The sequence below is a fragment of the Paraburkholderia aromaticivorans genome, from assembly GCF_012689525.1.
Lineage (GTDB): Bacteria > Pseudomonadota > Gammaproteobacteria > Burkholderiales > Burkholderiaceae > Paraburkholderia > Paraburkholderia aromaticivorans_A.
Genome location: NZ_CP051516.1, coordinates 3,431,619 through 3,445,645, shown reverse-complemented (window position 1 = coordinate 3,445,645; position 14,027 = coordinate 3,431,619). Strand labels below are relative to the sequence as shown.

The window sequence follows — 14,027 nt, the reverse complement described above, 5'->3', positions numbered from 1 at the left end:
CGGAATGGGGCTAACGGTTTGCTAGCGGCACTGACTCAGGCGCTTGCAGTCGCCAAGCGTTCAAGCGCCTCGCCCGCCAGACGCACCACACGCCAATCCGGCATGATAGTCGCGCCCATCTTTTCATAGAAGCTGATGGCCTGCTGGTTCCAGTCCAGCACCGTCCATTCGAACCGCCCACATTGCCGCTCTACCGCCAACGCGGCAAGACGCTGCAACAACGCGGTGCCAAGACCGCTGCCGCGTTGCGAGGGTTGCACGTAGACGTCTTCGAGATACAGTCCGCGCTTGCCGACGAAACTCGAGTAATTGTGGAAGAACAGCGCATAGCCCACGATGCGCCCTTCGTTCTCCGCCACCAGCGCCTCGATCGAGGGCCGCGCGCCGAACAGCGCGTCGCGCAGGCCGTCTTCGGTTGCGACGAACACGTGCGTGAGGCTTTCGAACTGCGCGAGTTCGTACGTCAGCGCGAAGATGGCGCCGGTGTCCGCAGGCGTGGCGGCGCGGATCGTCGCGGGCATTACGCTTCTTCCGGCGCGTCGGTCAGCTGGATTTCAATGCCGCCGAAGCGCGACGCCACCCAGTTGTACGCGTGGCAAGCGATCCACAGCAGGATGAAACCGAGAATCGCATTCAGCAGCAGCGCGCTGAACACCGTGCTCAGTTCCACCGAACCGTAGCGCACGAACGCGACCAGCACGCCCAGCAGCACGATCGGCACCGAAAACGTCAGGTACACGAGGATCAGTGCTTTGGCCGTCTGTCCCGGTGCAATGAACGAGATCTGTTTTTTCATGTAAGTCAAACCCGTGTGTCGTAGTGGTAATGGGTAAAGCAGCAAATGAGCGCTGGCGGGTGCGTTGCCTCAGCCGCGCGTCAGCCGTCAGATGAGACCGTCGAACAGCATGATAGCGACGCGCTCTCCTTCGGCGATCTCGCCTTCATCGTGCCCGAGCACGATGAAGCAATTGGCTTCGCTCATCGAACTCAGCACGCCAGAGCTTTGCGAGCCGGTCGGCGTGACGTGCCATTGGCCATGCGTGTCCTGCTCAGCCACGCCGCGCTGGAATTCGGTGCGCCCGGCGCGTTTGCGGATGCCCCGCCGGCTCATGGCGTGAATGACCGGCAGCGGCTGCGGCGTGGCGCCCGACATCAGCAGCAGCACTTCTCGCACGATCTGATAGAACGCCACCATCACGGCGACCGGATTGCCCGGCAAACCGAAGAATAACGCGGGAAGCCCGACACCCGGCCGCTCGCCGGACCAGACGCGGCCGAAGGCGAGCGGGCGGCCCGGGCGCATGGCGAGACTCCAGAACGCGACGTCGCCGAAAGTTTGCAGCAGTTGCTTGGTGAAATCCGCCTCGCCGACTGAAACGCCGCCCGAGGTCAGCACCACGTCGGCGTTCGCCGCGGCGCTGCGCAAGGCGGCTTCCATCGCGGCGGGCTCGTCGCGCACCACGCCGAGGTCGAGTGTGTCGACGTTCAGGCGCCGCAGCATGGCAAACAGCGTGTAGCGGTTGCTGTCGTACACGCAGCCCGGATCGAGCGGCTCGCCGAGCGAGCGCAATTCGTCGCCGGTCGAGAAGAAGGCGACGCGCAAACGCCGCCTGACATTGACTTCGCCGATGCCGAGCGAGGCCAGCAAACCAAGATCCGACGCGCGTATGATGCGGCCCGCCCGCAGCGCGGCATGGCCGCGCGCGAGGTCTTCGCCGGCGAGGCGCCGGTTTGCGCCGCCCGTGACAGCGCCGGCCGCGAAGCGGATGGCAACGGCGTCGGCGCCGCGCTCGACGAGTTCTTGCGGCACGACCGTGTCGCAGTCGGCCGGCATGCAGGCGCCTGTCATGACGCGCACGCATTGCGTGGCCTCGACGCGGCCCGCGAACGGATGCCCGGCCAGCGCCTTGCCGACGATCGCCAACTCCACGGTGGCCGCGCCCGTGACGAGTGCCGCGCGGTTGAACGCGTAGCCGTCCATGGCGGAGTTGTCGTGCGAGGGGACGTCGATCGGCGACACGATATCGGCCGCGAGCACGCGGTCGAGCGCGTCGCGCAAGGCCACGCGTTCAACGGCCGTGACCGGCGCGGCCCACTGACGAACAATCGCCTGTGCGGCCGGGACCGGTAGCGCGTGAGGATCGTACTGCGCGACGCAGTGGGAAAATTCGTTAAGCGTGGTCATGAAGAGCTGGGCGTCGCGACCGGCGGCGGGAGCGGGAGCGGCGGTTGCCGTGCGGCCGGAGCGGGATTTCAACCGGGGCCTCAATCACGCTGGAGGTCGGCGAGTTCTTGTAGCGAATTGATATTGTAAAACGCGCGCTCGTCGGTAAAGACGACTTCCACCGTCTTGTGGCGCGCGTACCACGCGCGGACTTTACGCTCGCCGGCTTCCAGGAAGGCCGAGAGATCGTCCGCGAGGCTCGTGCGCAATAGCGCGAAGACGGGATGCAGCGACGTTTGGCCGTGCGCGTCGGTGGTGATGACCGTGGCGATGTCGGCTCCGTTCGAGTCCAGCGCGTGCGCGAGGCGCCCGGCGAGGTCAGCGGGCAACCACGGTGAGTCGCAGGGCGCACTGAGCACGTAGCCGGTGGCGGCTGCGCGCAACCCGGCGAGCAGGCCCCCCAGCGGGCCTGGAAATCCAGCCATGGTATCGGCCACCACCTTGGCGCCGAACGGCGCGCCAAGCGCGGTGTAGGCCTCAGAGTGACGATTGGCGCTGATCAGCAGAGGCCCGGTTTGCGGCGCGAGGCGCTTGAGCACGTGGGCGGAGAGCGGCTCGCCGTGCAGCATTTGCAGGCCCTTGTCAGCGCCGCCCATGCGCATGCCGCGGCCGCCCGCGAGCAACAGTCCGGTGATGTGTTCGCGCGCCGGCTTCATGCGCCGCCGCTCAGCCGCCGATGTACGACATTTCGACGCGGCGGCCATCCCGCGCGCGTGCATCGGCCGAGGCGCTGCCGCGCAGTTGCGAATAGCGGTCGCCGCGGTCCTGCCAGATTTCGGCGATGGCGGTGGCGATGCCGGCGTCGCTCGCGCCGTTGCGCACCAGCGCGCGCAGGTCGTGACCCGACGAGGCGAACAGGCACAGGTAGAGCTTGCCTTCGGTCGACAGACGCGCACGCGTGCAACTGCCGCAAAAGGCGCGCGTCACGCTCGAAATCACGCCGATCTCGCCGCCGCCGTCGACGTAACCCCAGCGCTGCGCGGTCTCGGCGGCGCTGTGCGCTTCGAGCGGCGCGAGCGGGAAGTGTTCGGCAATGCGCGTGACGACGTCGGCGGACGGCAGCACTTCAGTCATGTTCCAGCCGTTCGACGTGCCGACGTCCATGTATTCGATAAAGCGCAGCACCGTGCCCGAGCCTTTGAAGTGACGCGCCATCGGCACGATTTCGCTGTCGTTGGTGCCGTGCTTGACGACCATGTTGACCTTGACCGGCGCGAGGCCCACCGCGTGCGCCGCGGCAATGCCGTCCAGCACGTCGCCGACGGCGAAGTCGGCGTCGTTCATGCGGCGAAACAGCGTGTCGTCGAGCGCGTCGAGGCTCACCGTGACGCGGGTCAAACCGGCGTCTTTCAGGCTGCGCGCCTTGCGTTCCAGCAGCGAACCGTTGGTGGTCAGCGTCAGGTCGAGCGGGCGGCCCGCCGGCGTGGTCAGTTGCGCGAGGCGTTCGATCAGGAATTCCAGATTTTTGCGCAACAGCGGCTCGCCGCCCGTCAGACGGATTTTTTCGACGCCATGTGCGACGAACAGCCGCGCCAGCCGTTCGATTTCCTCGAAGCTCAGCAAGGCGCTGTGCGGCAAAAAGGTGTAATCCTTGTCGAACACCGCGCGAGGCATGCAATAGACGCACCGGAAATTGCAGCGATCCGTGACCGAAATGCGCAGGTCGCGCAGCGGCCGCGCAAGCGTGTCGTGCAGCGCGCCGCTGGGCGTCTGCACGGGGCCGGCGATGACCGGCACGGCGCTGAGATCGGCGACAGGGATGATGCGTCGGGACATGAATTGCTTCGGTTAGTGCTTGAAATTAAAGCTAGATATTCATTCTATCGGAAATGATTCTGGCAGCGCTGTCACCCCGGGCCGTGTCGGGGTATACGGGGAGCGGCATACCTCGGCGCGCGTGGGCCATTGCCATGCGCCCGTAAAAAGCAAAAAGCCCGCCGGTGAGGGCAGGCTTTTCGAGTGCGGCAGGGCAGCTTACTGCGGGTGCTGGCCTGTTTCCACCTGTTGCATCGGCGCGCCGTCGAGCGGCGGCAGCGGCTTGCGTTCGCGCGCCACGCGAGCCGGCTTGACGGTCTGCGCAGCAACTTCCTGAGCCGCGCGCAGCTTGTCGGCGTCGGTGTTCACCCAGACGAGACCGGCTTGTTCCAGCACCGGTTTCAGGGCTTCCGCCGGCACGGCGCCATGACGCGGCGCTTGCTGCGGTGCGACGGGCGCCGGTTCAACCGCTGCCGGTTCTGCTACCGGTGCCGCCGCTGCCACGACCGGCTGCGGTTCGACGATCTCAGCCTGCGGTGCAGGTTGAACGACAGGCGCTTCGACCACCACAGCCGGAGCCACGGTTTCGACCGGAGCCGGAGCAGCGGCGTGCGCTTCGACAACCGGCGCAACTGCCGGCGCTTCGACCTGCGCTTGAGCCGGGGCTTCGGCACGTGCAACCGGTTCAACCAGCGAAACCGTTTCGCTAGCGGCCGGCGCAGCTTGCGCTGCTTCGACCGGCTCCGCAGCGGCTTGTGCCACCGGCGTTTCGGCGACCAGCTCGACGGCCGCCGGCGCAACCGGCACTTCCGCGACCGGTACTACCGTTTCCGTCTTCGCAGCCTTTTCGACGGCCAGGGCCGGCGTTTCGGCTGCGGCGTGCAGTTCGGACACCACGGCGGTTTCCGTCGCGACAGCAGCGACTACCACTTCCACCGGCGTCACGTCCTTCGCCTCGGTGACTTCCGGCTTGTGCTCGACCGGCTGATGCGCCGTGCGCAACGGCGCTTCGTCGGTTGCGCTCGCGTTGTCGCCTTCAGCCTCTGCGACGTCCGCTGCCAGATTGCCGTTCACGTCCTCTTCACGCTCACGACGGCCACCGCGACGGCCGCGACGGCGACGACGACGCTCCTCACCTTCACGCGCCACCGCTTCCTGATCGATCGGCGCGCCGTTTTCGCCCAAAGCGGTCTGGTTTTGCACCAGTTCTTCCGCCGTTTGCGCTTCGCTTTGCGTCAATGCATCCGCGGTTTCTCCTTGCGGCTTGCGGCGTTCGCCACGTTCAGCGCGGTCGCCACGTTCACGGCGCTCGCCGCGTTCCTGACGTTCGCCACGCGGTGCGCTTTCTGCCGTTTCCGCGCGCTCGGTGCTCCGATTGTCGCGGTCACGGTTTTCACGACCCTCGCGCGGCTCACGGGCCTCGCGCGGCTCACGGCCTTCGCGGGCTTCACGCGGCTCACGAGTGCCACGTGGTTCGCGCGCTTCACGCGGCTCGCGGCCTTCGCGTGCTTCGCGCACCTCACGGCCTTCACGCGGCTCGCGTTCTTCGCGGCGTTGCGACGGCTGCTGACCTTGGCCTTGACGGCCACCGGTCGTGCCTTCGCCACGGCCCGCTGCATCGCGAGTGCCTGTGCCGGTGCGGCGATTGCGGTTGCGATCGCCGCCGCGTTCGCCGCGCTCCGTGCGTTCGCCGCGTTGCGGACGCGCCTGCTTGTCAGTCGTCGCCGGCGCGACAGGCGCCGGAGCGGCCGGCTGCACGCCGAACAGATTCTTCAACCAGCCGATAAAGCCGCCGCTCGCCGGCGTGACCGCGACCGGAGCCGGGGTGGCGACCGGGCGAACCGGCGCGCTCGGCGCCGGCTTTTCAGGCGTGATGCCCTTGACCGCCGCTTCCTGCTTCGGCTTCACTTCTTCGGTGCGCTTGCTGTAGCCGGTTTCCGATTCCAGTTCGCGGGCCGCTTCTTCGGCCATCTTCCACGAAGCACGCGGCTCGTCGAGGCGCGCGTCGTCGTGACGCAGACGCTCGAGCTTGTAGTGCGGCGTATCGAGGTGCTTGTTCGGAATCAGCACGACGTTGACCTTGAAACGCGACTCGATCTTGTTGATCTCGGCGCGCTTCTCGTTCAGCAGGAAGGCGGTCACTTCGACCGGCACCTGGCAATGAATTGCCGCGGTGTTTTCCTTCATCGCTTCTTCCTGAATGATCCGCAGCACTTGCAGCGCGGACGATTCGGTATCGCGGATGTGGCCCGTACCGTTACAGCGCGGGCAGGTCACGTGGCTGCCTTCCGACAGGGCCGGACGCAGACGCTGACGCGACAGTTCCATCAGGCCGAAACGCGAGATCTTGCCCATCTGGACGCGCGCACGGTCGTGCTTGAGCGCGTCTTTCAGGCGTTGCTCGACTTCGCGCTGGCTCTTGGCCGATTCCATGTCGATGAAGTCGATCACGATCAGGCCGCCCAGATCGCGCAGACGCAACTGGCGGGCGACTTCGTCGGCGGCTTCGAGGTTGGTGCGCGCGGCCGTTTCCTCGATGTCGGCGCCCTTGGTGGCGCGTGCCGAGTTCACGTCGATCGCGACCAGCGCTTCGGTGTGGTCGATCACGATTGCGCCGCCCGAGGGCAGCGGCACCGTGCGCGAGTACGCCGTTTCGATCTGGTGTTCGATCTGGAAGCGCGAGAAGAGCGGCACGTCGTCGTGATACCGCTTCACCTTGCTGACATTATCCGGCATCACGATATCCATGAAGGCGCGCGCCTGGTCATGAATTTCGGTGGTGTCGATCAGAATTTCGCCGATGTCCGGCTGGAAGTAGTCGCGGATCGCGCGGATCACGAGGCTCGATTCGAGATAGATCAGCATCGGCTGGCCGCTCGAACCGCTTTGCGACGCGGCTTCGATCGCGCGCCACAGTTGCATCAGGTAGTTCAGGTCCCACTGCAGTTCTTCGGCGCTGCGGCCAATGCCGGCCGTGCGCGCGATGATGCTCATGCCTTCCGGCAGTTGCAGCTGGGCCATGGTTTCGCGCAGTTCCTGACGGTCGTCGCCTTCGATCCGGCGCGACACGCCGCCGCCGCGCGGGTTGTTCGGCATCAGGACCAGATAGCGGCCGGCGAGCGAGATGAACGTGGTGAGGGCTGCGCCCTTGTTGCCGCGCTCTTCTTTTTCGACCTGAACGATCAGTTCCTGGCCTTCACGCAGCGCGTCCTGAATGCGCGCGGAGCGCATGTCGACGCCGTCGCGGAAATACTGGCGGGCGACTTCCTTGAACGGCAGGAAGCCGTGGCGGTCTTCGCCGTAGTTGACGAAACAGGCTTCGAGCGACGGCTCGATGCGAGTAATGATGCCCTTGTAAATGTTGCCTTTGCGCTGTTCGCGCCCGGCGGTTTCGATGTCGATATCGATGAGTTTTTGCCCATCGACGATGGCGACGCGCAGTTCTTCCTGCTGCGTCGCGTTGAACAACATTCGTTTCATTGAACGGCTCCAGAGCGGCTTAGCCTGTCCCTCCGCCGCGCGGTTGTCAGTCGCGAGGGCGAAGCGGGCAGCGGCATGCCGCGCCTTATTGTGTTTTCACAAGCACGCTGGAGCGGGAAAGCTGGTGGGAGAATTGCCTGGGAGGGCCCGGCCCATAAAAAAGTGGGCACGGTGCCGCAGGGCACATGCGAACACGGCTTCAAATAACGACCCGACACGCCGCGGGTTCTGCCGGCCGACCTTCATAAGCCTTCGTCCACTCGCGCCGGTGCGCCAACTGGGCGCGTGACCGGAGGGTCGAAGGCTGCGGTCGTGCCGCAGCGGGAAGTTCGCGCAGTCGGCGCGTCTTTTCCTGCTGGGGGTGTCTCGCCTCATTTTGACGTCGCCATGTCTTGTATTTTCTACAAGACGCCTTGGGCGCACGCCGTATTTTCGCAACCTGCAGCTTCGTACAACAGGGCGTCAGACCGCCCGATACCGAAGCTGAAAGTTAAATTCTTTTTTACCAAAATTCCGTTACCGTCGAAGCCGACCTTGACCGAACGCGCCTGTGGGCGCCGTCCCTGCCGGGCACTGACTTCGTGCGTGCAACTTGTTGCATCTCATTTTCAGGGTGAGCAACCAGACCCCGGCGCAAGTAAAATAACGGTTTATCGCTTGCACCTGCGCAATCCGCCCGAATTCCGGACACTGCGCCGGCCGCCGCAGACTGCTGGGCAAATTATATTCAGAATGAAAGAGTTAGGCAAAATATCCCAGAAATCGGTCGCAAGCGACCAGGTCTCGATGATCGAGATCGACGACAGCGCGGCCGGACAGCGCATCGACAACTTCCTGTTGCGCGTCTGTAAAGGCGTGCCAAAAAGCCATATTTATCGCATCCTGCGAAGCGGGGAAGTGCGAGTAAATAAGGGCCGGATAGACGCGCAGTACCGTCTCGAACTCGGCGATCTGGTGCGCGTGCCGCCCATTCGGGTTGCTCAACCGAGCGAAACGGCCGCCCATGCGCCAGTGCCGGTCGCCCATTTCAAAATTATTTTTGAAGACGAGCACATGCTCGTGATCGACAAACCGGCCGGTGTGGCGGTGCACGGCGGCAGCGGCGTCGCGTTCGGCGTGATTGAACAGATGCGCGCGGCGCGTCCGCAGGCCAAATTCCTCGAATTGGTGCATCGGCTGGATCGTGAGACGTCCGGCATCCTGATGCTCGCCAAGAAGCGTTCCGCACTTGTGAATCTGCACGAGCAGATTCGCGAGAACAAGATGGACAAGCGCTACTATGCTTGCGTTCACGGCGACTGGGCGAGCGACTGGGGCCGCCGCCGCGCGGTCAAGGAGCCGCTGCACAAGTATTTGACGGCCGACGGCGAGCGCCGCGTGCGCGTGCAGCCGGACGGCCTCGCGTCGCACACGGTGTTCAATCTGATCGACCGCTGGCCGGAATACGCGTTGCTCGAGGCGGAACTGAAGACCGGCCGCACGCATCAGATCCGAGTCCACTTGCAGCATCTGGAATTGCCGATCGTCGGCGACGCCAAATACGGCGACTTCGCGCTGAACAAGGCACTGGCGCGCGCCAACGCCAAGCCTGGCCTGAAGCGCATGTTCCTGCACGCTTACCGGCTGAAGCTCGCGCACCCGGCAACCGGCGCGCCGCTGCAGTTCGAGGCGCCGTTGCCTGCCGAATGCCGCAGCTTCATCGCACAACTCAACGAACTACGAAATGGGTCACACCCGGAGACGACACCGCATGGCTAGAGAGCAATTTGATCTGATCGTCTTCGACTGGGACGGGACGCTGATGGATTCGACCGCGCACATCACACGCAGCATCCAGTCGGCGTGCCGCGATCTCGGCCTGCCGGTTCCTGCCGACGAGGCGGCCAGCTATGTCATCGGCCTGGGTTTGCGCGACGCCCTTCAAATCGCCGCGCCCACGCTCGATCCGGCCGACTATCCGCGGCTGGCCGAGCGCTACCGTTTTCATTATCTGGTGAAGGATCAGACCACCGAGCTGTTCGTCGGTGTGCGCGAAATGCTGCAGGAATTGCGCGATCAGGGCTATTTGCTGGCCGTGGCGACGGGCAAGAGCCGCGTCGGGCTGAATCGCGCTTTGGATCAGTCGCGCCTGACGAGCCTGTTCGACGGCACCCGCTGCGCCGACGAGACGTTCTCGAAGCCGCACCCGGCCATGCTGCACGAATTGACGCGCGAACTGGGGCAGGACAACGCGCGTACGGTGATGGTCGGCGATACGACGCACGATCTGCAGATGGCGATCAACGCGGGCGTCGCGGGTATTGGCGTCACATACGGCGCGCATCCTGCGAATTCGTTGAGCGCGTTGTCGCCGAAATTCGTCGCGTCGAGCGTCAGTGTGCTATCTGGCTGGCTGCGAGAGAACGCATGAACACCGCTGCCACGGAAACGCAGGCGGAGGCGGTTCGCGTCTGCGCATCGGACGAACTGGTCGACGGCGGCACGGGCGTGCGCCACGCGGCGAAGCTCGGTGGCGGCGAGGTCGTCGTATTTTTTGTTCGCTACGATGGCCGTGCCTACGGCTACCTGAACCGGTGCGCCCACGTGCCGATGGAGCTGGACTGGGCCGAAGGGCAGTTCTTCGAATCGTCCGGTTTATACTTGATGTGCGCTACACATGGCGCGATTTACGCGCCAGATACGGGCAAATGCGTCGGCGGTCCGTGCCGCGGCGGTAGATTGCGGCCGGTCCAGGTGGACGAACGCGACACGCCAGAAGGCCGAGCCGTTTTCTGGCTGCCAGACGGCGAATTGCGCCCGGCCACACCCTGATTTTTTCTCTTCTTCGACTTTTCCACTGCACCGCATGTCCGACAATTTGACTCCCGAGCCGAAGGAACCGTCCCTGCCAGGCCGCCCCCGCACGCCTGCCGATGAGCCGGGCTGGGAACGCGCCGCGCTCGAGCGTATCGCGCTCGCGGCGATCAACGAGCAGCGCGCGGCACGGCGCTGGAGGATATTTTTCCGGTTTGTTTTCCTGGTCGTAGTGCTGCTGGCGATATGGGTCGCCATCGACTTCTCCGGCGACAAGGTCGCCGCTACCGGCCGTCACACGGCCATGGTGACGCTTGACGGCGAGATATCGGCGGATACGAACGCGAACGCGGAAGATGTCAACACGGCGCTGCAGAGCGCGTTTGACGACGCGGGCACGGCAGGCGTGATCCTGCGCTGCAATAGTCCGGGCGGCAGTCCGGTGCAGGCGGGCATCATCTACAACGAAATTCGCCGCTTGCGCGCCAAATATCCGTCGATTCCCCTGTATGTGGTCGTGGGCGACATGTGCGCGTCGGGCGGCTACTACGCGGCCGCGGCGGCCGACAAGATTTATGTCGACAAGGCGAGCATCGTCGGTTCGATCGGCGTGCTGATGGACAGTTTCGGCTTCACCGGCCTGATGGATAAGCTGGGGATTCAGCGGCGTTTGCACACATCCGGTGAGAACAAGGGCTTTTTCGATCCGTTCTCGCCTGAAACCCCGAAGATGGACGAACATGCTCAGGATATGCTCGATCAGATCCACGCGCAGTTTATCGACGCGGTGCGTCAAGGGCGCGGCAAGCGCCTGCATGAAACGCCTGACATGTTCTCCGGACTTTTCTGGACTGGCCAGAAGAGCGTCGAACTCGGCCTCGCCGACGGTTTGGGCGATGCGGATTACGTGGCGCGCGACCTGTTCAAAGCGCCGGATATTGTCGACTACACGGTAAAAGAGAGCATTACGGACCGCGTTGCGCGCAAGTTCGGCGCGGCGGTCGGTAGCGGGGCGGTTCACGCCATGGCGCTCGGTGGGAAGATGAGTTTGCGTTGATCGTCGTGATCGAAAAAGCCCCGCGCGATCGGTAAGCGGTAGTCGCGCGAGGCTTTTTGGTCCTTTCTTACCCGGCTTGGGTCAAACGGCCAAGATCAGAAAAATGGCCGGCCGCTTGTGCAGGTCGATCGCCGGCTTTTTCTTCCAGTCAGCCACGGTGCGGCTGGCGATGGTCTCCGTTGCCAGCGTCAGATCCACTGCCACGCAAACGAGCGTGGAAGGCGCGCACGTCGCCAGCAGCGTGTCGAGCAACGGGCGATTCCGGTAGGGCGTCTCGATAAAGATCTGCGTTTGCTTGCCTTTGCGCGACTGCTGCTCCAGGTCTCGCAGACGCTTGGCCCGCTCCGTGGCATCGACCGGCAGGTAGCCGTGGAACGCAAAGCTCTGCCCGTTGAGTCCCGACGCCATCAAAGCCAGCAGAATCGAACTCGGGCCGACGAACGGCACGACCTTCACGCCGCGTTCATGAGCGCGGCGCACCAGCAGGGCGCCGGGGTCGGCGACCGCCGGGCAGCCCGCTTCGGAAACAAGACCCGCGTCCGTGCCGGCGAGAAGCGGCGCGAGCAGCTTGTCGATCTCGCCGGCCGGCGTGTTCACATTCAGTTCGCGAATCTCGATTTCCTGGATCGGCCGTTCCGTGCCGACTTTCTTCAGGAAAGCGCGCGTGGTTTTCGCGTTTTCGCCGATGTAATACTGAAGCGAAGCCGCGCGGGCACGGACCGGCGCAGGCAGAACGGCGTCGAGTGCGTCGGTATCGCCTTCGCCCAGCGTGTTCGGAATCAGATAGAGCGTGCCGCTCATTGAGCCCCCAATAGTGGATAACCCACTGCGAGCAGCATGCGCGACAGTGCGATCAACGGCAGGCCGACGAGCGCGGTGGGGTCGTCGGAATGGATGGCTTCGAGCAAGGCAATGCCGAGCCCCTCGGATTTGGCGCTGCCGGCGACGTCGTAGGGCGTTTCCGCCAGCAAATAGGCTTCCAGCGTGGCATCCGGCAGATCGCGGAAATGCACGCGGGTGATTACGTCGACGGCTTGCACTGTCCCCGAGCGACTGTCGAACAGACAGAGCGCACTATGAAACAGCACTTCGCGGCCGCGCATCGCCCGCAGTTGCGCGAGCGCCTTGTCGTGCGCCCCCGGCTTGCCGATCTGCAGGCCGTCGTAAGTGGCGACCTGGTCGGAGCCGATCACGAGCGCTGCTTCACCGACGCCGAGTCCGCCCGCTACCGCGCGAGCTTTGGCTTGCGCGAGCCGCAGCGCGGTGACTTCGGGCGTTTCGCCGGCGAGCGGCGTCTCGTCGATCGCGGGCACGACGACATCGAACGGCACGCGCAGGCGTTCGAGCAGTTCGCGACGATAAGGCGAACTCGACGCCAGAATCAGGCGTGGCGGGCGATTGGGGGAATCTGGCATGGGTAATCGACGGCTAGAGAGGCGAGGCGTACGGGGTTGCGCGAAGCTCGCGCGCGTACGGGCTTAAGTGTTTGACTCGAAAAGACAAAACGGATATGATTTTGGGCTTTTCATCGGTATGCTTGCGCTAGGCGAGTCTCAGTGGGTGTCAATTGCAGTGATCACTGCGGGCAAACACATGGGCCTCACGGGCTGTCTCGCAAATCGGTTATATCCGGCGAAATCCTTGCCGACGCAGGAGCGCACATGACTCAACATCCTGGCAACCCTGCAGGTCTGTCCGACCCGCATGATATCGATCTGTTCGAATTTGCGCGGAGTGGGCGTCAGGCCGCGGGTGTCGTGCGCGTCTCGCAACTGCCGCGCATGTTAAACGAAGTCCTGGCAGAAGCGCCAGACCGCGATGCCGCGTTCACCTGGCAAGCCGAAGGGTCGACGCAGCCGGAATTGCAGGACGACGGCACCGAGGGTCCCCAGCCTTATTTGAGGATGGCGATTCACGGCGCTGCCTGGCTCGAATGTCAGCGGTGCATGACACCGTACTCGCAGGCATTCAACGTCGATGCAACTTACCGGATCGTCAACACTGAGGCGGAAGCCGAAGAGTTTCCGCTCGACGAGGATGAAGTCGAAGTGATCGTGGGTTCGAGCCATTTCGATCTCATCGACTTGATCGAAGAAGAGTTGCTGCTTTCCTTGCCGCTCGTGCCCAAGCACGAGGTCTGCCCCGAAGTGCACGAGAGCCTTGTCTCTGGTGTGGCCGGTGCTGAAGGCGAGGGCGACGAGGGCGCACTGGGCGAAGGCGGTGAGGGCGGCGAGCCCGAACGGCCGAATCCGTTTGCGGCGCTCCAGAGTCTCAAGCGCGGTGAGCCGGACGACAAGAAGCACTGAACAGTTGCATGGGAGCGCGATGCGGGCGCATTGGCCATTCGGCCAGTGGCGGAGACCGGATCGGGCTGTGTTAGAATTCGGAAAATTTTTAGGAGTTAGTCATGGCAGTTCAACAAAATAAGAAGTCGCCGTCGAAGCGCGGCATGCACCGTTCGCACGATTTCCTGACGGCAGCGCCGCTGGCCGTGGAACCGAGCACGGGCGAAGTGCATCTGCGTCACCACGTTAGCCCGAACGGCTACTATCGCGGCAAGAAAGTCGTCAAGACGAAGAACGACTAATCGTTTCACTGCGTTGCGCCCTGTGGCGTTTCGCGTGGCGATCGGCTCGCTTGACATTTTCCCGGCTCGGCATAAAGGCGGCATTCAACTGCCGCTTTTTTGTGTCGATCGCAGTTGGCGCCTCAGCGCTT

Annotated in this window: 14 protein-coding genes; 6 read left to right on the top strand and 8 right to left on the bottom strand. The window is 64.2% G+C overall.

All coding sequences use genetic code 11. The features are described 5' to 3' along the window. Positions 1-35 precede the first annotated feature (35 nt). The 6 genes from HF916_RS43650 to HF916_RS43625 form a co-directional block, all read right to left on the bottom strand. Entirely contained in the window at positions 36-521 is a 486-nt protein-coding gene (locus HF916_RS43650; RefSeq protein WP_168794827.1) for a GNAT family N-acetyltransferase, read from the bottom strand. Further along, positions 521-796, bottom strand: coding sequence for a hypothetical protein (locus HF916_RS43645; RefSeq protein ID WP_006053283.1), 276 nt, complete (start codon positions 794-796; stop codon positions 521-523). The genes HF916_RS43650 and HF916_RS43645 overlap by 1 nt, the downstream gene beginning before the upstream one ends. Before the next feature lie 87 nt (positions 797-883). Next, positions 884-2,185, bottom strand: a complete 1,302-nt coding sequence (moeA, locus tag HF916_RS43640; RefSeq protein ID WP_168794826.1) for a molybdopterin molybdotransferase MoeA — start codon at positions 2,183-2,185, stop codon at positions 884-886. 80 nt (positions 2,186-2,265) lie between these two features. Further along, positions 2,266-2,880 carry a molybdenum cofactor guanylyltransferase MobA gene (gene mobA / locus HF916_RS43635; protein WP_168794825.1) on the bottom strand — a complete coding sequence of 205 codons (615 nt, stop codon included), beginning with the start codon at positions 2,878-2,880 and terminating at the stop codon, positions 2,266-2,268. Positions 2,881-2,890: 10 nt separating this feature from the next. Beyond that, entirely contained in the window at positions 2,891-4,000 is a 1,110-nt protein-coding gene (moaA, locus tag HF916_RS43630; RefSeq protein ID WP_168794824.1) for a GTP 3',8-cyclase MoaA, read from the bottom strand. A gap of 198 nt (positions 4,001-4,198) precedes the next feature. Beyond that, entirely contained in the window at positions 4,199-7,459 is a 3,261-nt protein-coding gene (locus tag HF916_RS43625; protein ID WP_168794823.1) for an Rne/Rng family ribonuclease, read from the bottom strand. Between the two features lie 732 nt (positions 7,460-8,191). Here HF916_RS43625 and HF916_RS43620 point away from each other — a divergent pair. The 4 genes from HF916_RS43620 to HF916_RS43605 are packed head-to-tail and all read left to right on the top strand — an operon-like array spanning position 8,192 to position 11,309. Next, positions 8,192-9,217: an RluA family pseudouridine synthase gene (locus HF916_RS43620; protein WP_168794822.1), complete on the top strand. Its 1,026-nt coding sequence runs from the start codon at positions 8,192-8,194 to the stop codon at positions 9,215-9,217. Then, positions 9,210-9,869 (top strand): HAD-IA family hydrolase, encoded by a 660-nt coding sequence (locus HF916_RS43615; RefSeq protein WP_168794821.1) that lies wholly within the window; start codon positions 9,210-9,212, stop codon positions 9,867-9,869. The genes HF916_RS43620 and HF916_RS43615 overlap by 8 nt, the downstream gene beginning before the upstream one ends. Further along, entirely contained in the window at positions 9,866-10,270 is a 405-nt protein-coding gene (locus HF916_RS43610) for a Rieske (2Fe-2S) protein (protein WP_168794820.1), read from the top strand. Before HF916_RS43615 ends, HF916_RS43610 begins: the two co-directional genes overlap by 4 nt. A 34-nt stretch (positions 10,271-10,304) precedes the next feature. After that, positions 10,305-11,309, top strand: a complete 1,005-nt coding sequence (locus tag HF916_RS43605; RefSeq protein ID WP_168794819.1) for a S49 family peptidase — start codon at positions 10,305-10,307, stop codon at positions 11,307-11,309. 81 nt (positions 11,310-11,390) lie between these two features. On the opposite strand, the gene HF916_RS43600 is transcribed toward HF916_RS43605, so the two are convergent. Then, positions 11,391-12,110: an SAM-dependent methyltransferase gene (locus tag HF916_RS43600; RefSeq protein ID WP_168794818.1), complete on the bottom strand. Its 720-nt coding sequence runs from the start codon at positions 12,108-12,110 to the stop codon at positions 11,391-11,393. Further along, positions 12,107-12,724 carry a Maf-like protein gene (locus HF916_RS43595; RefSeq protein WP_168794817.1) on the bottom strand — a complete coding sequence of 206 codons (618 nt, stop codon included), beginning with the start codon at positions 12,722-12,724 and terminating at the stop codon, positions 12,107-12,109. Before HF916_RS43595 ends, HF916_RS43600 begins: the two co-directional genes overlap by 4 nt. Before the next feature lie 246 nt (positions 12,725-12,970). Here HF916_RS43595 and HF916_RS43590 point away from each other — a divergent pair, with 246 nt between their 5' ends. Next, on the top strand, positions 12,971-13,615 hold the full coding sequence (locus HF916_RS43590) for a DUF177 domain-containing protein (protein WP_168794816.1): 645 nt from the start codon (positions 12,971-12,973) through the stop codon (positions 13,613-13,615). A gap of 101 nt (positions 13,616-13,716) precedes the next feature. After that, complete coding sequence (gene rpmF, locus HF916_RS43585) at positions 13,717-13,896, top strand: 50S ribosomal protein L32 (RefSeq protein WP_006051932.1); 180 nt, start codon at positions 13,717-13,719, stop codon at positions 13,894-13,896. The last annotated feature ends 131 nt before the right edge of the window (positions 13,897-14,027 follow it).